The organism is Ensifer adhaerens, assembly GCF_002940685.1.
Classification (GTDB): domain Bacteria; phylum Pseudomonadota; class Alphaproteobacteria; order Rhizobiales; family Rhizobiaceae; genus Ensifer; species Ensifer adhaerens_E.
Map to the genome: position 1 here is coordinate 76,923 of NZ_PNFP01000005.1, position 22,151 is coordinate 99,073.

19 protein-coding genes are annotated in these 22,151 nt (G+C 63.8%); 11 read left to right on the top strand and 8 right to left on the bottom strand.

The window, feature by feature from the left end:
- Positions 1-39: 39 nt before the first annotated feature.
- Positions 40-321 carry a BolA family protein gene (locus tag C1A35_RS11415; protein ID WP_104664448.1) on the top strand — a complete coding sequence of 94 codons (282 nt, stop codon included), beginning with the start codon at positions 40-42 and terminating at the stop codon, positions 319-321.
- Between the two features lie 15 nt (positions 322-336).
- On the opposite strand, the gene C1A35_RS11420 is transcribed toward C1A35_RS11415, so the two are convergent.
- Genes C1A35_RS11420 through C1A35_RS11430 form a run of 3 tightly spaced genes read right to left on the bottom strand, consistent with a single transcriptional unit; the run spans position 337 to position 3,357 of the window.
- The gene (locus C1A35_RS11420) at positions 337-1,644 is read right to left on the bottom strand and encodes an HlyC/CorC family transporter (RefSeq protein WP_104664449.1); all 1,308 of its coding nucleotides are present in this window, start codon (positions 1,642-1,644) and stop codon (positions 337-339) included.
- Positions 1,641-2,774 (bottom strand): 3-dehydroquinate synthase, encoded by a 1,134-nt coding sequence (aroB, locus tag C1A35_RS11425; protein ID WP_104664450.1) that lies wholly within the window; start codon positions 2,772-2,774, stop codon positions 1,641-1,643. The genes C1A35_RS11420 and aroB overlap by 4 nt, the downstream gene beginning before the upstream one ends.
- A complete protein-coding gene (locus C1A35_RS11430; protein WP_104664451.1) occupies positions 2,767-3,357 on the bottom strand; it encodes a shikimate kinase in 591 nt (196 codons plus the stop codon). Before C1A35_RS11430 ends, aroB begins: the two co-directional genes overlap by 8 nt.
- Positions 3,358-3,592: 235 nt before the next feature.
- On the opposite strand from C1A35_RS11430, the gene C1A35_RS11435 reads away from it, so the two are divergent.
- From C1A35_RS11435 to C1A35_RS11455, 5 genes are all read left to right on the top strand, one after another.
- A complete protein-coding gene (locus tag C1A35_RS11435) occupies positions 3,593-3,742 on the top strand; it encodes a hypothetical protein (RefSeq protein ID WP_104664452.1) in 150 nt (49 codons plus the stop codon).
- A complete protein-coding gene (xerD, locus tag C1A35_RS11440; RefSeq protein WP_104664453.1) occupies positions 3,739-4,695 on the top strand; it encodes a site-specific tyrosine recombinase XerD in 957 nt (318 codons plus the stop codon). The genes C1A35_RS11435 and xerD overlap by 4 nt, the downstream gene beginning before the upstream one ends.
- 64 nt (positions 4,696-4,759) lie before the next feature.
- On the top strand, positions 4,760-5,713 hold the full coding sequence (locus C1A35_RS11445) for an acetyl-CoA carboxylase carboxyltransferase subunit alpha (RefSeq protein WP_104664454.1): 954 nt from the start codon (positions 4,760-4,762) through the stop codon (positions 5,711-5,713).
- Positions 5,714-5,994: 281 nt separating this feature from the next.
- Positions 5,995-7,431, top strand: coding sequence for a L,D-transpeptidase family protein (locus tag C1A35_RS11450; protein ID WP_104664455.1), 1,437 nt, complete (start codon positions 5,995-5,997; stop codon positions 7,429-7,431).
- The gene (locus C1A35_RS11455; protein WP_104664456.1) at positions 7,431-7,667 is read left to right on the top strand and encodes a sulfurtransferase TusA family protein; all 237 of its coding nucleotides are present in this window, start codon (positions 7,431-7,433) and stop codon (positions 7,665-7,667) included. The genes C1A35_RS11450 and C1A35_RS11455 overlap by 1 nt, the downstream gene beginning before the upstream one ends.
- A gap of 193 nt (positions 7,668-7,860) precedes the next feature.
- Here C1A35_RS11455 and C1A35_RS11460 read toward each other — a convergent pair whose 3' ends face one another.
- Both C1A35_RS11460 and C1A35_RS11465 read right to left on the bottom strand, forming a co-directional pair.
- Positions 7,861-9,033, bottom strand: a complete 1,173-nt coding sequence (locus C1A35_RS11460; RefSeq protein WP_104664457.1) for a CobW family GTP-binding protein — start codon at positions 9,031-9,033, stop codon at positions 7,861-7,863.
- 12 nt (positions 9,034-9,045) lie between these two features.
- Positions 9,046-10,161 (bottom strand): D-alanyl-D-alanine carboxypeptidase family protein, encoded by a 1,116-nt coding sequence (locus tag C1A35_RS11465; protein ID WP_199772917.1) that lies wholly within the window; start codon positions 10,159-10,161, stop codon positions 9,046-9,048.
- A 156-nt stretch (positions 10,162-10,317) separates the two neighbouring features.
- Between C1A35_RS11465 and C1A35_RS11470 the strand changes: the two genes are divergently transcribed.
- Both C1A35_RS11470 and C1A35_RS11475 read left to right on the top strand, forming a co-directional pair.
- A complete protein-coding gene (locus tag C1A35_RS11470; protein WP_104664459.1) occupies positions 10,318-11,481 on the top strand; it encodes a M20 aminoacylase family protein in 1,164 nt (387 codons plus the stop codon).
- A gap of 19 nt (positions 11,482-11,500) precedes the next feature.
- A complete protein-coding gene (locus C1A35_RS11475; protein ID WP_057254736.1) occupies positions 11,501-11,965 on the top strand; it encodes an Lrp/AsnC ligand binding domain-containing protein in 465 nt (154 codons plus the stop codon).
- A gap of 62 nt (positions 11,966-12,027) precedes the next feature.
- Here the strand turns inward: C1A35_RS11475 and C1A35_RS11480 are convergent, their stop codons facing one another.
- The gene (locus C1A35_RS11480) at positions 12,028-13,080 is read right to left on the bottom strand and encodes an NAD(P)-dependent alcohol dehydrogenase (RefSeq protein ID WP_104664460.1); all 1,053 of its coding nucleotides are present in this window, start codon (positions 13,078-13,080) and stop codon (positions 12,028-12,030) included.
- A 218-nt stretch (positions 13,081-13,298) separates the two neighbouring features.
- On the opposite strand from C1A35_RS11480, the gene C1A35_RS11485 reads away from it, so the two are divergent.
- The gene (locus C1A35_RS11485; protein ID WP_104664461.1) at positions 13,299-14,237 is read left to right on the top strand and encodes an AraC family transcriptional regulator; all 939 of its coding nucleotides are present in this window, start codon (positions 13,299-13,301) and stop codon (positions 14,235-14,237) included.
- Between the two features lie 34 nt (positions 14,238-14,271).
- Here the strand turns inward: C1A35_RS11485 and C1A35_RS11490 are convergent, their stop codons facing one another.
- A complete protein-coding gene (locus tag C1A35_RS11490; RefSeq protein WP_104664462.1) occupies positions 14,272-14,706 on the bottom strand; it encodes an Lrp/AsnC family transcriptional regulator in 435 nt (144 codons plus the stop codon).
- A 126-nt stretch (positions 14,707-14,832) separates the two neighbouring features.
- On the opposite strand from C1A35_RS11490, the gene C1A35_RS11495 reads away from it, so the two are divergent.
- Together C1A35_RS11495 and C1A35_RS11500 are read left to right on the top strand one after the other, a co-directional pair.
- Entirely contained in the window at positions 14,833-17,889 is a 3,057-nt protein-coding gene (locus C1A35_RS11495) for an aminotransferase class III-fold pyridoxal phosphate-dependent enzyme (RefSeq protein ID WP_104664463.1), read from the top strand.
- A gap of 104 nt (positions 17,890-17,993) precedes the next feature.
- Positions 17,994-19,016: an amino acid ABC transporter substrate-binding protein gene (locus tag C1A35_RS11500; protein ID WP_199772918.1), complete on the top strand. Its 1,023-nt coding sequence runs from the start codon at positions 17,994-17,996 to the stop codon at positions 19,014-19,016.
- A 98-nt stretch (positions 19,017-19,114) separates the two neighbouring features.
- On the opposite strand, the gene C1A35_RS11505 is transcribed toward C1A35_RS11500, so the two are convergent.
- The gene (locus C1A35_RS11505) at positions 19,115-22,039 is read right to left on the bottom strand and encodes an aminotransferase (RefSeq protein ID WP_104664464.1); all 2,925 of its coding nucleotides are present in this window, start codon (positions 22,037-22,039) and stop codon (positions 19,115-19,117) included.
- Between the last annotated feature and the right edge of the window lie 112 nt (positions 22,040-22,151).

Here is a 22,151-nt window from a genome sequence, read left to right on the forward strand (position 1 = left end):
CGAGGGGGCGCCAAGCAAACAGCAAAATGGGACGGAAGAATGTCGCTCACGGACACGATCGAAAAGAAGCTGATCGAGGCCTTCCATCCGGAGAGACTGGCCGTCATCAACGAGAGCCACATGCATGCCGGCCATCAGCCGGGCTTCGATGGCAGTGGCGAGTCGCATTTGCGCGTTCGCATCGTTTCGAGCGCGTTCACGGGCATGAGCCGGGTCGCCCGGCACCGCGCCATCAACGACCTCCTGAAGCCCGAACTCGACGCGGGCCTGCATGCGCTCGCTGTCGAGGCCACAGCCCCCGGCGAGCCTACCCGCTGGTAGCAGCCGTCGCGGCAATCAGGCCGGCGGGGCGCCCTCTTCCGCCGGGCGGATGCGCAGCTTGGTGATGCGGTTCTTCACCCGCTTCATCACGATGAAGCGCTTGCCGTGGAAGGTGAAGGCCTGACGCTCCTCCGGGATACTCTTGGATTCGTGGATCACGAGACCCGCGACCGTCGTCGCCTCCTCGTCGGGCAGCGACCAGTCGAGCGCGCGATTGAGGTCGCGGATCGGCACCGAACCGTCGACGACGATCGAGCCGTCAGCCTCCTGCCTGACGCCCTGAATGTCGAGGTCGTGCTCGTCGGCAATGTCGCCGACGATCTCTTCCAGAATATCCTCCAGCGTCACAAGGCCCTGAACCTGGCCATATTCGTCGACCACGATCGCCAGATGCAGCTTGCGGCGGAGAAACGCGTTCAACTGGTCCTTGAGATTGGTCGTATCGGGCACGAACCAGGGCTTCTGCGCGATCCTGACGATATCGAGGTTCTCAGGCTCGACATTCGGCTCCGCGAGCGCGCGCAAAAGATCCTTGGAATGTACGACGCCGATGATGTTGTCGGTCGAGCCGCGCCACAGCGGCAGCCGCGTGAACGGGCTTTCAAGGATGTCGCGCACACAGCTCTCGGGCGGTTCGTCGGCATTGATCGCCCGCATGCTCGTGCGGTGGATCATGATGTCGGAAATTTCGAGCTCGCCGAGATCGAGCACGCCGCCCAGCCGGTCGCGATCCGCCTTGATCACCGAGCCCTCGCGATGAAGCAGGTCCACGGCGCCGCGCAGTTCCTCATGCGCCGACAGCATCGACATGTCGGCGGCAAGATTGACGCCGAAGAGATTGAGGATACGCCGCACGATGCCGTTGACGAGGCTCGAAACCGGGCCGACGACCGCGACGAAGGGCCGGACGAGCGGCGCGACGGCAATCGCGAACCGGTCGGGCGAGGCAATCGCCCAGCTTTTCGGCAGCACCTCCGAGAAGATGACGAGCAGCACGGTCATGGCGAGCGTTGCGATCGCAACGCCGCTGTCGCCGAAGAGGCCGATCAAGAGGCTCGTCGTCAGCGACGACGCGAGAATGTTGACGAGATTGTTGCCGATCAAGAGCGTGCCGATCAGCCGGTCTCGCCGCTCGATCAACCGGTTGACGATACCCGCCCGCTCCTCGCCGTTGTTTTCGAGCGTGTGCATGCGCGAGCGCGAGGCGGCCGTCAGCGCCGTCTCCGAGCCCGAGAAGAAGGCCGACAGCAGCAGCAGGCAGAAGACCGAGAGGATCGACAGCCAGTACTCCGCCAGAAAGGCAATGAAGGCTTCGCCGGTCATTGCGGGTGTTTTTCCCTCAGGAAGCTTAAGACCTCCGACGCCGGCACGTCGTCGGCAACGAAGGATTGCCCGACGCCCTTCGTCAGGATGAAGGTGAGCTTGCCGCCCTTGACCTTCTTGTCCTGAGCGATCGCGTCCATCAGCCGTTCGGCCGGCGGCAGGGTGCCGGGAATTTCCGACATGCGGGTTGGCAGGCCCACGGCCTTCAGATGCGCTTCGACGCGGGTCGCGTCGTCGGCGCTTGCAAGGTTCATGCGCGTCGAGAACTGGTGCGCCAGCACCATGCCGATCGCGACGCCCTCGCCGTGCACAAGCCGGGCGCTGTCGTATTCGGTCGCCGCTTCCAGCGCGTGGCCGAAGGTGTGGCCGAGATTGAGCAGCGCCCGCAGACCATTCTCGCGCTCGTCCGCGGCGACCACATCCGCCTTGGCCTGGCAGCTGACGGCAATCGCCTCGATGCGGGCAGCTCCACCGGCGAACACGGCCTGCCAGTTCTTCTCAAGCCAGGCGAAAAAGTCAGGCTTGTCGATCAGCCCATATTTGGCAACCTCGGCATAACCGGCGCGAAACTCGCGCTCACTCAGCGTATCGAGCACGTCGGTATCGGCAAGCACCAGGTCCGGCTGGTGGAAGACGCCGATCAGGTTCTTGCCGTGCGGCGAATTGATGCCGGTCTTGCCGCCGACGGAGGAATCGACCTGGGCCAGGAGCGAGGTCGGGATCTGGATGAAGCGCGAGCCGCGACGCACGATGCCGGCGGCAAAGCCGGTGAGATCGCCGATGACGCCGCCGCCAAGCGCGATCACCGCATCGTTGCGCTCGATGTGGGCGCCAAGCACCGTTTCGCAGACCGGGATCAGGTGCTCGAAGCTCTTGGTCTTCTCGCCGGCGGGAAGCACCAGCGACACGGCGTCGATATCGCGCGCCTTGAGGCTCGCCATCAGCGGCTCGAGATAGCGCGGCGCCACGTTCTCGTCGGTAATCACGGCCATCCTGCGCCCCTTGAGACGCGCCGCGATCTCCTCACCGGCCGCAGCGATCAGCCCGGGGCCGATGAGGATATCGTAGGAACGGTCACCGAGGTCGACGCGGACTTTGCGTTCGGCGGCAGGCATCGCATGGCTATTCATGGTTCTTCTTGTCCTGGTAGTCGATGACGGCGGTCAGAACGTCTTCCACCATCGTCTCTTTCCTCACATCGCGCGACAACACCGTCAGGTCGGCTTCGGCATAGATCGGATAGCGCGCGTTCATCAGGTTTTCGAGCGTCTGCCTGGGATTTTCCGTCTTCAGCAGCGGCCGGGTGTCGCGCTTGTTGACCCGCTCCCACAGCACATCGAGTTCGGCATTGAGCCAGACCGTCAGGCCGCCCTTCTTGATCTGGCGGCGCGATCGCTCGTTGATATAGGCGCCCCCACCGGTCGAGACCACGCGCGGCCCGCTGCGCAAGAGCCGTTTCAGCACCCGCGTCTCCAGCGCGCGGAACTCCTCTTCGCCGTAGCGGGCAAAGAGATCGCTGATCGTCATGCGCGACACGCGCTCGATCTCGTGGTCGGAATCGACGAAGGGAACGCCAAGCGCCTGGGCCGTCAAGCGGCCGATGACCGACTTGCCGGCCCCCATCAGGCCGATGAACACGAGATTGCGTTTACCGAGTACAAGCTTCGCCCGCTCGGCAAGCGTTGCGGAAACCGGTTCGATCACGTCGTTCATTGGACTTCTTATTCCCCATTCCCTTTCGGTATCGACAAATCGGGGTGTAGCGTCAAGTCGTCGCGCGCGTCCGCTCACGGTTCTTGAACTCGGCCGAGGCGGCGTTCATATAGGTCTTGCACCCGCCATGGCGTCGCGCGCGCATTCGAGCGCCCGCAACGCACTGGCCGTTTGAACGCCTGCATGTATCCTTGCGCCTGCCTTGATCGACGCGGCACATGCAGAGGAGATTGAAATGCCGACCCTTTTCCGGTTCCTGTTCTTCTGCGCCGTAATCGCCGGGATAGTTTACGGCACGATGGTATCCCTCGTCACCTTCGTCGAACCGACGGAGCGGGACGTGACCGTTAAGATTCCGTCGGAACGGGTGAACAAGACCCAATGAGCGATCTTTCCGCAGCCCATGTCGAAGCCTTCCTCGAAATGATGAGCGCCGAACGGGGGGCCGCGGTCAACACGCTGCAATCCTACGAGCGCGACCTCGAGGACGCCACTTCCCATCTGCGCACGCTCGGCACCGGATTGACGGCGGCAACATCGGACGATCTTCGCGCCTATCTTTCCCACCTCTCCGGCCAGGGCTTCAAGCCCTCCTCGCAGGCAAGACGCCTTTCGGCACTTCGGCAGTTCTACAAGTTCCTCTATGCCGAAGGCATGCGCGGCGACGACCCGACCGGCATTCTCGACGCACCGAAGAAAGGGCGCAGCCTGCCAAAGACGCTGAGCGTCGACGACGTTTCGCGCCTGATCGGACAGGCCGAGACCGAAGCCGCAGCCGGCGGAGCGGACCGGCTGGCCAAGTTGCGCATGCATGCGCTGATCGAACTGCTCTACGCCACTGGCATGCGCGTCAGCGAACTCGTTTCGCTGCCGGCCAGCGTGCTTCAACAAAACGGTCGCTTCCTCGTCATTCGCGGCAAGGGCAACAAGGACAGGCTCGTGCCGCTGTCGCAGGCGGCCATCCGGGCGATGCGGTCCTATGGCGAGGCGCTCGCCGACGAGATGGCACGCGAGGAAAGCGGCAACCGTGAGAGCCCGTGGCTCTTTCCCTCCTCGAGCAAGCAGGGCTTCCTGCCGCGCCAGGTCTTTGCCCGGGACCTGAAATCGCTTGCCGCGCGCGCCGGCATCCGCGTCGCCACGATCTCCCCGCACGTGCTCAGGCACGCATTCGCCAGCCATCTGCTCGCCAACGGCGCCGACCTTCGCGCCGTGCAGGAACTGCTGGGGCATTCGGACATTTCAACGACACAAATCTATACACATGTGCTCGAAGAACGGCTGCACAACCTGGTGCAAAACCATCACCCTCTTGCCAAACAGGCGAAAAAACAGGATTAGGACCGCCGGGCAGGCTGGTTTCGGCCCGCAGACCCTTGTCGCAAAATGATCGGAAACGCATCTCATGCACAACTATCTCGATTTCGAAAAACCCATCTCCGACCTCGAAGGCAAGATTCTCGAATTGAAGAAGCTCGCCGGCGAAGACGAGAGCGTGAATACTTCGGATGAGATCGAACGGCTGGAGACGCGCGTGCGCGACGCGATGGTCGAGATCTATTCCAAGCTGACGCCCTGGCAGAAGACCCAGGTCGCCCGCCACCCCCAGCGCCCGCACTTCCTGGATTATGCCGCCGAACTCTTCACCGAGTTCACCCCGCTTGCCGGCGACCGCAACTTCGCCAACGACGACGCCATCCAGGCCGGCCTTGCGCGTTTCCGCGGCATGCCGGTCGCCGTCCTCGGCCAGGAAAAGGGCAACGACACGAAATCGCGCATCAAGCACAATTTCGGTAGCCCGCGCCCCGAAGGCTACCGCAAGGCGATCCGCGTCATGGAAATGGCCGATCGCTTCGGCCTGCCGCTGATCACGCTGGTCGACACCGCCGGCGCCTATCCGGGTGTCAACGCCGAAGAGCGCGGCCAGGCGGAAGCCATCGCCCGCTCGACCGAGATGTGCCTCAACGTTCGCGTGCCGATCGTCACCGTCGTCATCGGCGAAGGCGGCTCCGGCGGCGCGATTGCGATCGCCACCGGCAACCGCGTCTACATGCTGGAGCATGCGATCTACAGCGTCATCTCGCCGGAAGGCGCAGCCTCGATCCTGTGGCGCGATTCCACCCGCGCCAAGGAAGCCGCCAGCAACATGAAGATCACGTCCGACGATCTGAAGGCGCTCGGCGTCATCGACGGCATCATTCAGGAGCCGGTCGGCGGCGCGCACCGCGACCCGAACGCGGTCATCGGACGCACCGGAACCGTGATCGCCGACGCGCTGAAGGAACTGTCCGGACGCGATGGCGACCAATTGCGCACCGATCGCCGACAAAAATACCTGAATATCGGCCGCAACCTCTAAGTCGGGACGGGATCCTGAGAGGGAGCGGAACGGAATTCCCACGCCCTCCTCCTGATCCCATCCTGATGGCGCACGGATTGCGGAAAAGGATTTCGCAACCGCAAAGCGGAGTGTGGCCAAATCTTGGCCATATTCATGAGGTCATGAACAGCGCATCGGCAGGGCCACCCTGCAGGGTTAAGAATTCGTGAAGTATAATCGCTTAGTGATTCTCTGAAGAGCCCACCCGTTGCGGACCTGGGCTTTCCTAGTCGAGTTTGGGTTTGAACGGGCCTCTGCTGATGCGTTTCTGGCACCTTTTAGCTTCCGCCGCCATTGTCGCCGCACTTGCCGGCTGCACCAACGACGCGCTCGACGCCACGACGTCGGTCGACATCAAGTCCGTCAAGAACAAGACCGAGTACCAGGTCTCTGCCCCGATGGTCAAAAAGATGGCCGAACTCGGGATGCAGAAGCAGGCCCCGATCGCGCTGCGCATCTTCAAGGAAGAGGGCACGCTCGAAGTCTGGAAGGCCAATACCGCCAACCGCTTCCAGCTTCTGAAAAGCTATAAGATCTGCGCTTGGTCGGGCAAGCTCGGGCCCAAGGTAAAGGAAGGCGATCGTCAGGCGCCGGAAGGCTTCTACCCGCTCTTCCCGCGCCAGATGAACCCCAACTCCAACTACTATCTGGCCATCAATACCGGCTATCCCAACGCCTACGACAAGGCGAACGGCCGCCAGGGCACGCACCTGATGATCCATGGTGCCTGCTCCTCGTCGGGCTGCTACTCGATGACCGACGAGCAGATGATCGAGATTTTCGCGCTCGCCCGCGATAGCTTCAAGGGCGGCCAGGAGAGCGTGCAGCTGCAGGCCTTCCCCTTCCGCATGACCGCCGAAAACATGGCGCGTCACCGCGACAATCCGAACATCGACTTCTGGAAGATGCTGAAGGTCGGCTACGACCAGTTCGAAGTCACGAAGCGTCCGCCGGAAATCAACGTCTGCGAGAAGAAGTACGTCTTCAACCAGCAGGCCTCCGGACCGTTCAATCCGGGCGGCCAGTGCCCGGCCATGTCCACGCCGCCGGCGTTGCAGGTCGCGATGGCGAGCTTCGAGAAGAGCTACCAGACCGACTACGACAAGGCCATGAAGAAGTATGACGGCATGGTCTGGTACGAGCCGAGTGAAGCCGAGCGCAAGGCGATCGTCGCCAAGCAGCGCGTCGGCCGCGAACTCGCCTATGCCCCGACCGGCAACTCGCTTGACGCTGGCAAGATGATGAAGGCGAGCGATCTCGAAAAGAAACTCGCCGATCAGAAGGAAGCGGAAGAGACCAAGCAGGCCGTCGAGATCCAGAAGAAGGAACTCGAAAAGGCGACGGACGGCGGCAAGCACGTGCCCGTCCCGGCCGCCAATCCCATTCCGCAGCCCGTCATGCAGGCGGCCGTCGAACAGCCGAAGAAATCCTTCTGGAGCCTGTTCTCCAAGAGCGAACCGGAACTGCAGATGCCCGCTCCCGTCGTCATTGCGCCGGAACAGCAGGCCGCCGTTGCGCCACAGGCTCAGGAGCCGGCAAAGACCGAGAAGCAGGCGCGAACCGGAGCGACGGCTGCCGCTCCGCAACAGACCGCGGCCGTTGCAACGGCGCCCGCACCCGATGCGGCTGCAGAAACGCCTGTCCTGACCGAAGAGCCGCCGAAGAAGCGCCCCTTCTGGAAGATCTGGGGCAATTGATGCCGGACGAACAGAAGATCGTCTACGACCTGAGGGGGCTTAAGTGCCCCCTTCCCGTTTTGAAGACGCGCAAACGCATGAGCGCGCTGGCGCCCGGTGCGCTCATCGAGGTCGAAACCACGGACCCTCTGGCGGTCATCGACATCCCGCACTTCTGCAACGAGGACGGCCACAAGCTCGTAGAAGCGGCGCCCCTCGACGGCGGCCACCGGTTCCTCATCCGCAAGGGCGCGTGAGACGCCAAGTCGCCACGCGGCTTGGCCTGTTCTACGCAGGCACAACTCCGGACGGAAAACCGCTTCGCACTTTTCCTGGAGTTTGCCTCGACACAACTCCGGACGGACAACCACTTCGCACTTTTCCTGGAGTTTGCCTCAAACAACGCAACTCCGGACGGAAAACCGCTTCGCACTTTTCCTGGAGTTTGCTTTAGAACCGCATGCCGGGAACGGCGAGCGGGTTGTCCGAGAGCGCCTGCGCGTCCGGCCGGTCGATGCGCGGCTTGCCGGTGAAGGCGTCGAAGAGGTCGCGGACGAAATCTTCCGTCAGCCCCTTGGTGATCAGCACCATGCGTGTACGCCGGTCTTTCGGGTCCGGCCAGGCGGCAAGGCGCTCCGGCGTGTGAAACACGTTCTGTACGCCATGCAGCACCAGTGGCCTCTCCGGCCGGTCGGCAACCGCGACGATCGCCTTCATCCGAAGCAGCCTCTCGCCATGCGCCGAGCGCAGGAGATCGATGAACATGTCGAGCGCCATCGGCTCGATCGGCCGGTCGTGCACGATGCTGAACGAGCGGATATCGCCGCCATGTCGTGTCACATCGTGATGGTGGTGGTGATCGTGACCATGGTCATGATCGTGGTGATGGTCGCCATGGTCGTGGTGATGATGCTCGTGATCGTGGCCATGATGGTGATGGTCTTGATGGGCTTCGTCCTGCAGCCAGCGGCCGACATCGGCGATCTTCGACGAGGGATCGTAGAGGCCGCAGTCAAATAGCCCTGCGCGTCCCGCCTCGGCGCTGTCGCCATCGATCAGCGGCGCGCGCGGATTGAGCGCGCGGATCCGGGCCGTCAGCGCATCGCGCATGGAAGCCTCGGCAAGCCCCGTCTTGCTGATGACGATGCGATCGGCAACGGCAATCTGCTTCAGCGCTTCCTCGTGGTTGGCGATCGTCTGCAGGCCGTTGACGGCATCGACGACCGTGACGACGCCATCCAGCCGGAAGCTCTGCGCTATGATCGGATTGCCGATGACCGACTGCAGCACCGGCGCCGGATCGGCAAGGCCGGTGGTTTCGATGACGACGCGCTTCAGCGGTTTGATCTTGCCGGTCTGCATCCGGTCCATGAGATCGGCGAGCGTGTCGACCAGTTCGCCGCGCACCGTGCAGCAGAGGCAACCGTCGGAGAGCTCGATGACGCCGTCGCTGGAGGCTTCCACCAGCAGATGGTCGATCGAAACGTCGCCGAATTCGTTGATGATGACAGCCGTGTCCGAGAGATCGGGATCCTTCAGCAGCCGGTTGAGCAACGTCGTCTTGCCCGCACCGAGAAAGCCGGTGAGGATGGAGACCGGCACCGCCGGCAGGGGGCTAACCATCATAGACTCCGATCAGAATGTCGGCCGCGGCACGGGGATCGGCACATTGACGGCATCCCCCTGGCCGTCCGGATCACCGGCGACCTTCGGCGCCTTTTCACCGCTGCCGGCGATAAGACCGGCGAAGGCGAGCTTCAGCGGCCGGTTGATTTCGTGGATATAGGGTGAAAGCAGCTTTTGGCGTCCAGCCTCGTCGCGACCCTCACTGCGCACCTTGGCGGCCGCCTTCGAGCAGATCTGCTTGCTGACATCGGCCACCATGTCGCGCGTTTCGCCATAGGGTGAGATCTGCACCAGCGACGGTTTTCCGGTGCCATTCGTCGTCAGCGCCATCTGCAACAGCCGCGCGGATTCGTCGGTACGCGCGCCGAGGCTGTCTTCGCCGAGCACCACCGAAACGACGCTGCGGCCCTCTCGGGTGGCAGACGAAACCTGGTTGAAGCCGGAGGCGCAGATGAAGCCCGTCTTCATGCCGTCAGCGCCTTCGAAGCGGCCGATCAGCTTGTTGTAGTTCGGATAGTCTTTCTTGCCGGTGGTAAAGCCCTCTAGCGAGAAATAGGAGGCGTATTGCGGGAACTCGCGCTTGAGCGTGATGGCCAGCACCGCAAGGTCGCGCGCCGTCGTGTACTGTCCCGGCCCGGGCAGACCGTTCGGGTTGATGAAGTTCGAGGACGTCATGCCGATGCGCCGCGCCTCGGCATTCATCCGCTCGATGAAGGCGGGCTCCGACCCAGCGACCGTTTCGGCGATCGCGACCGCCACGTCGTTCGCGGATTTCACCAGCATCATCTTCAGCGCGCTGTCGAGCGTCATCGCCTGGCCGGGCTTGTAGAACATCTTGCTTGGTGGCTCGGCCGCCGCGTTCTTGGTCATGACGACAGGGCTTTCGAGCGTGAGCTGCCCGGACTTGATCGCGCGGAAGGCCGTATAGGCCGTCATCAGCTTGGTCAGCGACGCCGGATACCATTTCTGGAAGATATCCTGGTGCTCGTAGACCTTCAGCGAATTGACGTCGACGACCAGCCTCGGATTGGCCGCGGCCGGGAAAGCCGCAAGAAGCGTGGCGCACGTCGCTACGGTCGCTCCGAGCGCCTTTACCTTGCCACGCGTGAAAAATCCTGCTGTCACCACGATAGGACCTCGAAAATCCGCTGTTGCCTCGTCTCGTCCGGCTATTTAGCCTATATGGCGAGGAGATGGCAAAGCCCATTCACAGGGACTGCTGCCAATCCACACCGATACGCAGATACAATTAGTGATCGCACAGACCGACAGGACGAACCGATGCCGATACTCAACCGTGCCGCCGAGCTCCAAAACGAAGTCGCCGAGTGGCGGCGCCACCTGCACAGGAACCCGGAGCTCCTGTTCGCGGTCGAAAATACGGCATCCTTCGTCGAAAAGAAACTGAAGGAGTTCGGCGTTGACGAAGTCGTGACGGGCCTTGGCCGCACCGGCGTCGTCGGCCTCATCCGCGGCAATCTCGGCGCCGGCCGCACCATCGGCCTTCGCGCCGACATGGACGCGCTGCCGATCACCGAGACGAGCGGCAAGGCCTGGGCGTCCGAGACGTCGGGCAAGATGCATGCCTGCGGCCACGACGGCCACACGGCGATGCTGCTCGGCGCAGCGAAATATCTCGCCGAAACCCGCAACTTTGCCGGCAGCGTCGCGGTCATCTTCCAACCCGCCGAAGAAGGCGGCGGTGGCGGCAACGAGATGGTCAAGGACGGCATGATGGAACGCTTTGCCATCGCCGAAGTCTACGGCATGCACAATATGCCGGGCATGCCCGTCGGCCAGTTCGGCAGCCGCGTCGGCCCGATCATGGCCTCGACCGACGAGTTCACCATCACCATCAAGGGCCGCGGCGGCCATGCGGCCCAGCCGCACAAGACAATCGACCCGATCGTCGTCGGCACGCAGATCGTGACGGCACTGCAGACGATCGCGTCGCGCACCGTCGATCCGCTGGCCTCCGTCGTCGTCTCCGTCACCAAGTTCAACGCCGGCTTCGCCCACAACGTCATTCCGGAGGAAGCGGTGCTCGGCGGCACCGTACGCACTCTCATGCCGGAGGTGCGCGAGATCGGCGAAAGCCGCATCCGCACGATCGCCGAAGGCGTTGCGCAGATCTACGGCGCGACCGTCCAGGTCGCCTACAACCGCAACTACCCGGTGACCGTGAACCATGCCGACGAGACCGGTTACGCCCTGCAGGCGGCAGCCGAGATTGCCGGTGCCGGCAACGTCCAGCCGTCGCTCGACCCGATGATGGGCGGTGAGGATTTCTCCTACATGCTGCTCGCCCGTCCCGGCGCCTTTATCTTCATGGGCAATGGCGACACCGCCGGACTGCATCATCCCGCCTATGACTTCAACGACGAGGCGATCCCGCACGGCATTTCCTACTGGGTGAAGCTCGCGGAAACGCGACTTGCCGCCTGAGGCACGGATGGGAGGCTCCATGCATCAGATCGACAAGATTGACCGTCGAATTCTCAACATCCTCCAGGCGGACGGCCGCATCACCAACCTGGAGCTTGCCGATCGCATCGGCCTGTCACCGACTGCGACCAGCGAACGGCTGCGTCGGCTGTTGAAGGAAGGCTATGTCTCGGGCTTCGGCGCGAGATTGGACCCGCACAAGCTCGGCTTCGGCCTGCTGGTCTTCATCGAGGTCATGCTCGACAAGACGACGCCCGACGTCTTCGACCAGTTCGCCGCCGCCGTCAAACAGGCGCCGGCCGTGCTCGAATGTCACATGGTGGCAGGCGGCTTCGACTATCTGGTCAAGACCCGCTTCGAGGATATGGCGGCCTACCGCAACTTCCTCGGCCAGGTGCTCTGGACGCTGCCGGGCGTCAAGGAGACCCGCACCTACGCTGTCATGGAAGAGATCAAGAACGACGGGCCGCTGCCATTGGTTTAGGCCTCTGCCGCAGTCAGAAAAAGGCCCGGAATCCATCGGATTCCGGGCCTTTTCATTTCAGCTTAGGCGGCGTCCTGCAGCGATGCCATGTCGATGACGAAGCGGTAGCGCACGTCGCTCTTGACGACGCGCTCATAGGCCGCGTTGATCTCCTGGATGCGGATCGTCTCGATTTCCGAAACGATGTCGTGCTCGCCGCAGAAGTCGAGCATTTCCTGGGTCTCCTTGATCGAACCGATCATCGAGCCGGAAATGCTGCGGCGCGCTGGCACCAGCGAGAAGGCGTGCACCGGCACGGCATTCTCGGGAATGCCGACCAGCACCAGATCGCCATCGACCTTGAGCAGGTTGAGATAGGCGTTCCAGTCGATCTCGGCGGCAACCGTGCAGATGATCAGGTCGAAGGTGCCGGCCAGCGTCTTGAAGGTCTCGGGGTCGTTGGTGGCATAGTAATGATCGGCGCCGAGCTTCAGCCCGTCTTCCTTCTTGGAAAGCGTCTGGCTGAGAACTGTGACGTCCGCGCCCATGGCATGCGCCAGCTTGACACCCATGTGGCCGAGACCGCCCATGCCGACGATCGCGATCTTCTTGCCGGGGCCGGCCTTCCAGTGGCGCAGCGGCGAATAGAGCGTGATGCCGGCGCACAGAAGCGGAGCGGCAGCGTCGAGCGGCAGGTTTTCCGGGATCGAAAGCACATAGCCTTCCTTGACCACGATATGGTCGGAATAGCCGCCCTGCGTCGCCGTCTTGCCGTCGGCCTCGACGCCGTTATAGGTCACGATCAGGCCCGGCATGTAGTGCTCGAGATCGAGGTCGCGGGTGGCGCAGGTGGTGCAGGAATCGACGAAGCAGCCGACGCCGGCGCGGTCGCCCACCTTGAATTTGGTCACCTTGGAGCCGACCGCCGTGACGATGCCGACGATCTCGTGGCCGGGAACCATCGGGAAGGCGGAGTTGCCCCATTCGTTGCGGGCCTGGTGGATGTCCGAATGGCAGACGCCGCAATACTTGATCTCGATCACCACGTCGTCGTCGCGCGGCTCGCGGCGCTCGAAGGTGAAGGGCGTCAGCGGCTTCGACGCATCGGTCGCCGCATATCCTCTTGCAATGGCCATCAGTCTGTCCTCATTTTGGGAAAGGGTGCAGGTCCGGAGGGAGCCCGGCCTGACGCACCTCGAACTATGGCGGCGCAGGCACGGTGAGCGTTAGAGCGATCCTGCAAAGTTTTTGCACGATCCTCCAAGATTGACAGGGATGTCCTGGAGATGGCACTTCGATGCCCTATCTGAGCATTGCCTCACACAATGCTAAGCCGCTGGAAAGACCGTAGATTATGACAGTCACGCGACAGACCGCCCGCCAAGAGATGATCGACATCATTGCCCGGTTCGCCGAACGGGATGGTGACCACATGACCGACATCTCCGGTCTGAGCCTGCACCGCCATGGCGGTGAGGCTCCGGTCAATTGCTCCGCCTACCGGCCAAGCCTGGCAATCATCGTGCAGGGTGCGAAGCGCGTCGTGCTGGGCGAAGAGACCCTGATCTACGGCGCCTCCGACTATCTGCTGACCTCGATCGACCTGCCGGTTCTGTCCCAGGTCTGCCAGTCCTCGGCGGAAGAACCCTATCTCAGCATGGCCTTCACGCTCGACCCCGGCAAGATCCAGGCGCTGCTGGCGTCGCTTTCGCAATTGCCGGCGCCGCCCGCCTCCGTGCGCGGCATGAGCGTCAGCAAGATTATGCCGGATCTCGAAGACGCAGCCCTTCGCCTCCTGCGCCTGCTCGAACGGCCGGACGATATCCCGGCGCTGCTGCCGCTGATCGAACAGGAAATCCTCTACCGGCTCTTGAGCGGCCCGCACGGCCACCGTCTCCGGCAGATGGCCACGACCGACAGCCAGCCGCACCAGGTCGGCCGCGCCGTCGCCTGGCTGAAGGAACATTATTCGCGGCCGCTCCGGATCGATGATCTCGCCAGCCGGGTGTCGATGAGCGTTTCGTCGCTGCATCATCATTTCAAGGCGATCACCGCCATGAGCCCGCTGCAGTACCAGAAGCAGCTTCGGCTGCAGGAGGCGCGGCGGCTGATGCTGGAGGAGAGCCTCGACGCCGGCGATGCCGGCCATCAGGTGGGCTACGAAAGCCAGTCGCAGTTCAGCCGCGAATATGCCCGTCACTTCGGCGAACCGCCGATGCGCGACATCGGCCGCATGCGCCGCTCGCTGCTCGAACGTTTCAGCGGCGAGGCGGAACTGCTCAGCGAGGGCTGACGCAGCCGGTGGCCCAAGCCGGTATCCTTCAAAATCAGCTGCGCTCGATATCCCGCCTGAGCACGATCGAGGTCGTCAGGTCCTCGACATTGTCCATCGTCGCCACTTCGTTGCGCAGCTCGTTGAGCGCGTTGATCGAGCCGACCTCGACCTCGACGACCAGATCGAGCTGGCCGCTGACGGACGACACCTTGCGTACCGATGAAAAGCCGGCGAGCCGGTCGAGCACGCCGATCGACGGCGTGCGCTTCAGCGTCACCAGCAGAAAGGCCTGGATCGTGCCCTCCTCCAGCTGGCCGATATCGGCGCGATAGCCTCGGATGACGCCGGCCTTCTCCAGTCGCGTGACCCTCTCGGTCGTCGCACTTCTGGACAGTCCGATGCGGCCGGCCAGCGACTTCATCGGGATCCGCGCCTCTTGCGACAGGATGCTGAGGATGGTGCGGTCGATCGCGTCGATGTCCTGCATGCCCCCTCCTCCGTGCCCGCCGACAAGATGACGGTTATTATAAACATAGTGCCGGTGCAACCGGCATATTGCCGGATGCATCACGGCAGCGCCCATGCAAATCTCCTCATCGAGATGAGGATCCCCATGAACGATATGCTGAAGACCACGCCTGACTTTTCGACCGAAGCGGCCGCCGCCGTGCTGAAGGAGCATTACGGCCTCGCCGGTACGCTCTCGCTGCTCGCCAGCGAACGCGACCAGAACTTCAAGGTCGAGGCTGAGGACGGCAGCATCTCCATTCTGAAGATCATCAATGCCGCCGAGCCCGAAATCGAAGGCGATTTCCAGACGGCGCTGCTGAAGCATGTCGGTACCCACGCCGCAGATCTGCCGGTACCGCATGTCCGGCCGACGCTTGCCGGCGCGAGCCTGGCTTCGACGACAAGTGCGCGCGGCGTCACCCATCGCCTGCGGCTCGTCAGCTGGGTCGAGGGCCTGCCGCTTGCCGAAACCGGGCGCAGCGACGCAGCGCTTCAGTCGCTCGGACAGATGCTCGGCCGCTTCGATGCCTCGCTCAAGGGCTTCATGCATCCGGGCGCGCTGCGCGATCTCGACTGGGACATCCGCCACGCCGGCCGCTCGGCTGACCGGCTGCACCACGTCGCCTCGGCCGACGATCGTGCTTTGCTCGAACGCTTCCTTGTCCGCTTCGAAAAGACCGTGGCGCCACGTCTTGCCACCCTCCGCGCCGCCGTGATTCACAACGACGCCAACGACTGGAACGTGCTGGTTGATAAAGTCGATCACGACACCATTTCCGGCCTCATCGATTTCGGCGACGCCCTGCATGCGCCCGTGGTTGCCGAGGTCGCGATCGCCGCCGCCTATGCCGGGCTCGACCACCCTGATCCGATCGGCGCCGCCGCTGCGATCGCCCGCGGCTTCCATACCGAATATCCGCTGGCGGAAGAGGAGGTCGACCTGCTCTTCGATCTCATCGCCATGCGCCTCGTCACATCGGTCACCATCTCGGCCTCGCGCCGCGCCCACACCGACGACAATCCCTATCTCGCGATCAGCGAGCGGCCGGCCTGGACGCTGTTGCGCAAGCTCGACCGGATGAACCCGCGTTTCGCCACCGCCATCCTGCGGCATGCCTGCGGCTTCGAGGCAACCCCGGGCGCCCACGCGGTTTCCGCCTGGATCCGAGAGAACCGCAAGACACTGAAGCCGCTGCTTGCGCGCCCGGCCGCAACCTACCCGGCAGCGCTGGTGCCCTATGGCGACCCCAAGCACCCGATGACGGTGAAATCCGCAGGGGAACAACCGGACGAGGCTCAGGCGATCTGGGAAGACTATTGCCGCGAGCACGGCGTCGAACTCGGCATCGGCCCCTTTGGCGAGGAGCGTACCGTCTATGCGGGCGAGATGTTCGTTTCGCGCTTCATCGATCACACCCGCCGCACCCGCCATCTCGGCCTCGACCTGTTCATGGCCGCCGGCACCAGGCTCTACACCCCGCTCGCAGCGACCGTCGTCAGCGTCGAGATCGAAGAAGACCCGCTCGGCTACGGTTGCCTGATCGCGCTTCGCCACGAGCCGGAGGGTTGCCCGCCCTTCGTCACCCTCTGGGGGCACATGGCGCATGAAGCCATGGGACGCATCAAGGCCGGTGATCGGCTTGCGGCCGGCGCGCTCGTTGGCGAAATGGGCGCGCCGAAGGAAAACGGCGGCTGGGCGCCGCATCTGCATCTGCAGCTTTCGACCGACACCAGCCTCTCGGCGACCGAAATCCTCGGCGTCGGCGAACCGCAGTTTCTCGACGTCTGGGCCGAGCTCTTCCCCGATGCGCGCACCTTTGCCGGCATTTCCGACGAATTCTACGAGAAGAAAGGTCGCTCGCACGAGGAGATCGTCAAGCGCCGCAAGGAACTGCTCCTGCCGAACCTCTCGATCTCCTACGACAAGCCGATCAAGTTCGTGCGTGGCGAAGGCGTCTGGCTGATCGACGACAGCGGCCGCGCCTATCTCGACTGCTTCAACAATGTCTGCCACATCGGCCACGCCCATCCGGCTGTCGTCGAGGCGATGGCAAAGCAGGCGGCAATTCTCAACACCAATACCCGCTACCTGCACGACAACATCGTCGCCTATGCCGAGCGGCTGACGGCGACGCTGCCGAAGGAGTTGACGGTCGCGGGCTTCGTCAACAGCGGCTCCGAGGCCAACGGCCTGGCGCTTCGGCTGATGCGCGCCCATACCGGCCGCGAGAATGCGATCACGCTCGACTGGTCCTATCACGGCACGACCCAGGAGCTGATCGACATCAGCCCCTACAAGTTCCGCCGCAAGGGCGGCAAGGGTCCGAAGCCGCACGTCCATGTGGCGACCGTTCCCGACAGCTACCATGCACCGGCCGACTGGCCAGCAGAGGAACACGGCAAGCGCTTTGCCGCAAGCGTCGCCGAACTGATCCAGGCGATGAAGGCCAAGGGCGAAGGACCGGGCTTTTTCATCGCGGAATCGATCCCGAGCGTCGCCGGCCAGGTGTTCCTGCCTGAGGGCTACCTGAAGGAGGTCTACCGCCTCGTGCGCGAAGCCGGCGGCGTCTGTATCGCCGACGAAGTGCAGGTCGGCTTCGGCCGTGTCGGCAGCCATTGGTGGGCCTTCGAGACGCAAGGCGTCGTGCCCGACATCGTCACCATGGGCAAGCCGATCGGCGACGGCCATCCGCTCGCAGCCGTGGTCACCACCCGCGAGGTGACCGACAGCTTCAACAACGGCATGGAGTATTTCAACACCTTCGGCGGCAACCCGGTCTCCTGTGCCGTCGGGCTTGCGGTGCTCGACGTGATCGAAGGGCATGATCTGCGCGGCAACGCGCTTGAGATCGGCAACTACCTGATCGACGCCTTCCGTGCCATGCAGGCCCGCTACGAGGTGATCGGCGACGTGCGCGGCATGGGCCTGTTCCTCGGCATCGAGCTTGTTTCCGATCGCAAGACCAAGGCGCCGGCAACCGAATTCGCCCGCGCCGTCTCCAATGGTGCCCGCCGCCGCGGCGTGCTGATGGGCACCGAAGGTCCGCATGACAACGTTCTTAAAATGCGTCCGCCGATGATCTTCTCGAAACGCGATGCCGACCACCTTATCGCCGTGCTCGAAGAAACCTTCGCGGATGTGAGCAGCAGGCTCGGCTGACGCCGGGCGCGATACCGCCGAAACCATAACCGACCGGCCGGGATGTGAACCCATCCCGGCAGCGAAGACGCATGCCTAAAACAATGAAAGAGGAGAACAGGACAATGAAACTTGGAGTGAAACTTGGAGTTCTGGCACTGGCGAGCGCGGCGTTTCTTGCCGGCACCGCCGCCAACGCCGGCATGCTCGACGTCATCAAGGAACGCGGCGAGCTTCGCTGCGGCGTCAGCCAGGGCGTACTCGGCTTTTCCGCGCCCAACGACAAGGGCGAGTGGACCGGCTTCGACATCGATTTCTGCCGCGCGGTCGCCGCCGCAGCGCTCGGCAATCCGGACAAGGTGAAATACGTGCCACTCTCGACCAAGGAGCGTTTCACCGCGCTCCAGTCCGGCGAGGCCGACCTCCTGTCGCGCCAGACCACCTGGACGCTGTCGCGCGACACCGATCTCGGCATGAGCTTCGTCGGCGTCAACTACTATGACGGCCAGGCCTTCATGGTGCGCAACGACCTCGGCGTGAAGAGCGTCAAGGAACTCTCGGGCGCCTCCGTCTGCACCGAGACCGGCACGACGACCGAACAGAACATGGCCGACTATTTCGGCGCCAACAACATCCAGTACCAGGTCGTCGCCTTCGAAAAGGCCGACCAGACGATCCAGGCCTTCAACACCGCCCGCTGCGACGTCTATTCGACCGACGCTTCTGCACTTTATGCCCAGCGCCTGACGTTGAACGATCCCGATCGTTTCGTCGTGCTGCCGGAAGTCATCTCCAAGGAGCCGCTCGGTCCGGCCGTCCGCCAGGGCGACGACCAGTGGTTCAAGGTCGTGCGCTGGACGCTGTTCGCACTGACCGAGGCGGAAGAACTCGGCATCACCAAGGACAATGCCGCAAAGCTCATCGAAAGCGGAACGAACGCCCAGAAGCGTTTCCTCGGCATCGAGAACGAAGCCGGCAAGTCGCTGGGGCTCGATCCGAAGTGGGCCTACCAGGTGGTTTCCGCCGTCGGCAACTATGGCGAAGTCTTCGAACGCCACCTCGGCAAGGACAGCCCGCTGAAGATCGATCGCGGTCTCAATAAACTCTGGAGCCAGGGCGGCCTGATGTACGCCCCGCCGGCACGCTGATCCCCAGGAGCAGTTCCGGCAAAGTCTCCGTTCGGAATTGCTCATCCAAGGAAAAGCGCCAACGAGACGCCGCGGCCCTCCCCGCGGCGTTTTCGCTTTTACCAGCCTTCCTCCAGCACCCGGCCCAGCATGTCGGCAAAGAAATCGGCGCTCTCGCGGGATAGGCAGAGCGGCGGCTTGATCTTCAACACGTTCAGGTGGTCGCCGGTCGGCTGCATGATGACGCCGAGCTCGAGCAGCCGGTCGCAGATTGCTGCCGTCTCCTCCGTTGCCGGCGACAGGGTCTCCCGATCGCGCACGAATTCGACGCCGAGATAGAGCCCCATGCCATGCACGGCGCCGATCAGCGGAAAGCGCTGCCCCAGCGCTTCGAGCCGGGCCTTCAGATAGCTGCCGACGACACGGGCGTTCTCCGGCAGCCGCTCTTCGGTCAGGATATCCAAAACCACCTGCCCGACGACCGAACTCACCGGGCTGCCGCCGGAAGACGAGAAGAAGTATCCCTCCTTCTCCAGCGCATCGGCGATCTCGCGGCGGGTGATGACGGCGCCGAGCGGATGGCCGTTGCCCATGCCCTTGGCGACCGTGATGATATCGGGCACCACGCCCTGCTCCTCGAAGCCCCAGAAGTAATCGCCAAGGCGGCCGTAGCCGACCTGCACTTCGTCGGCGATGCAGACGCCGCCGCGTGCCCGCACCATGGCATAGACCGCGTCGAGATAGCCCTTTGGCAGAGGAATGCCGCCGGCATTGCCGTAGACCGGTTCGCAGATGAAGCCGGCGAGCTTCTCGTCGGCCGCGTCCAGTTCGGTGAGCTTCTTGACGACCGAGCGGACATAGCTGTCGGTGGTATCGCCGCCACGGAACTCGCCGCGATAGGTGTTGGGTGCGGTGACCGCATGCACCCAGGCCGGGCGGGTTTCGAGCGCCTGAGGATTGTCGGCGATCGAGGTCGATACGGCGTCGCTGGCGACCGTCCAGCCGTGATAGGCCTCGAGCAGGCTCACGACATTGCGCGCGCCGGAATAGGCCCAGGCGAGCCGAAGCGCGAGATCGTTCGCCTCCGAGCCGCTGTTGACCAGAAACACCGTGTCGAGCCCGTCGGGGGCGAGTGCTGCAAGCCGCGTCGAGAAGTCGGCGACGGAGGCATAGTGGAAGCGCGAATTGGTGTTGAGCAGGGACCATTGCCGTCCCACGGCAGCCGCAAGCCGCGGATGCCCATGGCCGAGGATAGTCACGTTGTTGACCATGTCGAGGTAGCTGCGGCCCTCGATGTCGAAGAGATGATCCTTCCAGCCGCGCTCGATCTGCGGTGGTTTCAGGTAGTAGTTCTTCTGCGGCCTGGCAAAGTGCTGCTGGCGGCGGGCGAGCAGCGCTTCGCTATGGGGTTCCGGCCCGTCGCATTCGAAACCGAGCACACCGGCCGGCGAAGGGCAGAGATGCTTCCAGGCTTCCGCCTGATGCGGCATGGCGAATAGCGGCGGCACGAGGCCATGCTCGCGGCAAAGCTGGACGCGGATCAGCCCGTAGGATTGCTGTTCGCCGGAGACCATGCCGAGCGCCGCCCCGGCGACAACCGTCTCTGAAAGGTCGGCATGGGCTTCCACGCCTTCGAGAAACAGGCTGGCCTCGGCGCCTTCGAGCACCAGCAAGCCATCCTGCCGGACGACACGGGCGGAGAAGGGAGCGGTGATTTCGCGGCCCGCCGCCAGGCAGATATCGACGTGCAGCGCCAGCGTCGCGTCCGGCTTCGGCGACCGCAGTTGGGTCTCCGTCATCCGGTATTCGCCGTAGCGGGTGGTCGCGACACCGATCGCGTGTGCGGCGTGCTGCAGCAACGAGATCGGCAATCCCTGGTGCTGCCAGCGCTCCTCCGGCAACAGCGGGCTCAGGATCGACAGATCGATCTGGCGCACGTCTGTCGGGCCGAGCCCCCGGATCAGGCTGTCGCCGCCAACCGGCGCTGATACCGGCGCGAGCCCTACCGCCGCCAGGATGGCGTGCTCCATCAGCGCCGTCGGAACCGAGCTCGCCACCTCGAAAATCTCCCGCTCATGCGCGGCATTGCCCTCGACATAGGCGTTATCCGGCTCGCGGGAAAGCTGGTGTTCGGAGCTGGCGACCAGCACGGCGGCACGGGCGACGATCAGCGGCCAGAGCGCCTTCAGCTCCGCCTCGGTCAGCGGGCATTCCGCATGAAACGCCTTGACCGCCGGCAGGATGAACCAGGGATCGCCATCGGCATGATGCAACAGCGAAGCACAGGTGACGGCGAGTTCGGCGACCAGCCAGCCGTTGAGGATATCGCCGAAATCGATGACGCCATCGGGGATTGGTCGGCCGGATGCGTCGGGCTGGCCCACCACATTGTCGTCGGTGACATCGTGGTGGATCGCCTGCGTGCGCAGGTCCGCCGTGAGCGGCTGCAGCCGCCGCATGGCGCCGACCATGATTTCGGCAATGCGCTTCCGGCGCTGCTGGTCCGGCATGTCGGCGAGGAGATGGAGCACGACCGGGCCGGCGCGGCGCAGGTCCCACTGCAGTTCGCGCTCGAGCCCGGGATGCTCGAAATCCTGCAAGGCGGCGGCGAGCTTGCCCGCCAGCCGGCCGAGTGCGGCAACGGTTTCGTGCGACAGATGCTTGCGCCGGGTCAGCGGTTCGCCATCGAGATAGGTGAGCAGGCGGATCCGATAGGCCTGGTCCCGGACGGCAACGCTCTCGATCGCATCGCCCTTGAGTGAGGGCACGACCTCCGCGACCCTTGCAGTGCTCAGACGTCCGGCAAGGTGCCGCAGGACCGCGTTCTGCGCTTCCAGTTCCAGCGGCTCGTATTCCGCGCGGCAGATCTTCAACACATAGCGCCGCGCGCCAGTGTCGAGGCGATAATTACGGTCCTGCTGGCTGCCGAGTTCCATGATGGTACCTGACAGACCGTAGTGGTCGGACAGCAGCGCGTGCGCCTCTTCGGCGCTGACATCGGGTCTCGGGAGCTCGGTGCGAAGCTTCAGCGCGTCCTCAACCATGGTCTCATCTTCCTCCCATTCGGCGGTCGATCCTCCGAATCGACCGGAATGTTGTCGAGATTAGAGCGGGATCGAGGAAAAGATGCGCGGTTTCCGCTTACATCCTGCCCGC

Bases quoted from the DNA above. Each gene is read 5' to 3' on its own strand.
- C1A35_RS11420 (WP_104664449.1), bottom strand. From the start codon at position 1,644: ATGACCGGCGAAGCCTTCATTGCCTTTCTGGCGGAGTACTGGCTGTCG.
- C1A35_RS11435 (WP_104664452.1), top strand. From the start codon at position 3,593: ATGCCGACCCTTTTCCGGTTCCTGTTCTTCTGCGCCGTAATCGCCGGG.
- xerD (WP_104664453.1), top strand. From the start codon at position 3,739: ATGAGCGATCTTTCCGCAGCCCATGTCGAAGCCTTCCTCGAAATGATG.
- C1A35_RS11415 (WP_104664448.1), top strand. From the start codon at position 40: ATGTCGCTCACGGACACGATCGAAAAGAAGCTGATCGAGGCCTTCCAT.
- C1A35_RS11475 (WP_057254736.1), top strand. From the start codon at position 11,501: ATGCATCAGATCGACAAGATTGACCGTCGAATTCTCAACATCCTCCAG.
- C1A35_RS11495 (WP_104664463.1), top strand. From the start codon at position 14,833: ATGAACGATATGCTGAAGACCACGCCTGACTTTTCGACCGAAGCGGCC.
- C1A35_RS11430 (WP_104664451.1), bottom strand. From the start codon at position 3,357: ATGAACGACGTGATCGAACCGGTTTCCGCAACGCTTGCCGAGCGGGCG.
- C1A35_RS11490 (WP_104664462.1), bottom strand. From the start codon at position 14,706: ATGCAGGACATCGACGCGATCGACCGCACCATCCTCAGCATCCTGTCG.
- C1A35_RS11450 (WP_104664455.1), top strand. From the start codon at position 5,995: ATGCGTTTCTGGCACCTTTTAGCTTCCGCCGCCATTGTCGCCGCACTT.
- C1A35_RS11480 (WP_104664460.1), bottom strand. From the start codon at position 13,080: ATGGCCATTGCAAGAGGATATGCGGCGACCGATGCGTCGAAGCCGCTG.
- C1A35_RS11485 (WP_104664461.1), top strand. From the start codon at position 13,299: ATGACAGTCACGCGACAGACCGCCCGCCAAGAGATGATCGACATCATT.
- C1A35_RS11505 (WP_104664464.1), bottom strand. From the start codon at position 22,039: ATGGTTGAGGACGCGCTGAAGCTTCGCACCGAGCTCCCGAGACCCGAT.
- C1A35_RS11470 (WP_104664459.1), top strand. From the start codon at position 10,318: ATGCCGATACTCAACCGTGCCGCCGAGCTCCAAAACGAAGTCGCCGAG.
- C1A35_RS11500 (WP_199772918.1), top strand. From the start codon at position 17,994: ATGAAACTTGGAGTGAAACTTGGAGTTCTGGCACTGGCGAGCGCGGCG.
- C1A35_RS11455 (WP_104664456.1), top strand. From the start codon at position 7,431: ATGCCGGACGAACAGAAGATCGTCTACGACCTGAGGGGGCTTAAGTGC.
- C1A35_RS11445 (WP_104664454.1), top strand. From the start codon at position 4,760: ATGCACAACTATCTCGATTTCGAAAAACCCATCTCCGACCTCGAAGGC.
- aroB (WP_104664450.1), bottom strand. From the start codon at position 2,774: ATGAATAGCCATGCGATGCCTGCCGCCGAACGCAAAGTCCGCGTCGAC.
- C1A35_RS11460 (WP_104664457.1), bottom strand. From the start codon at position 9,033: ATGGTTAGCCCCCTGCCGGCGGTGCCGGTCTCCATCCTCACCGGCTTT.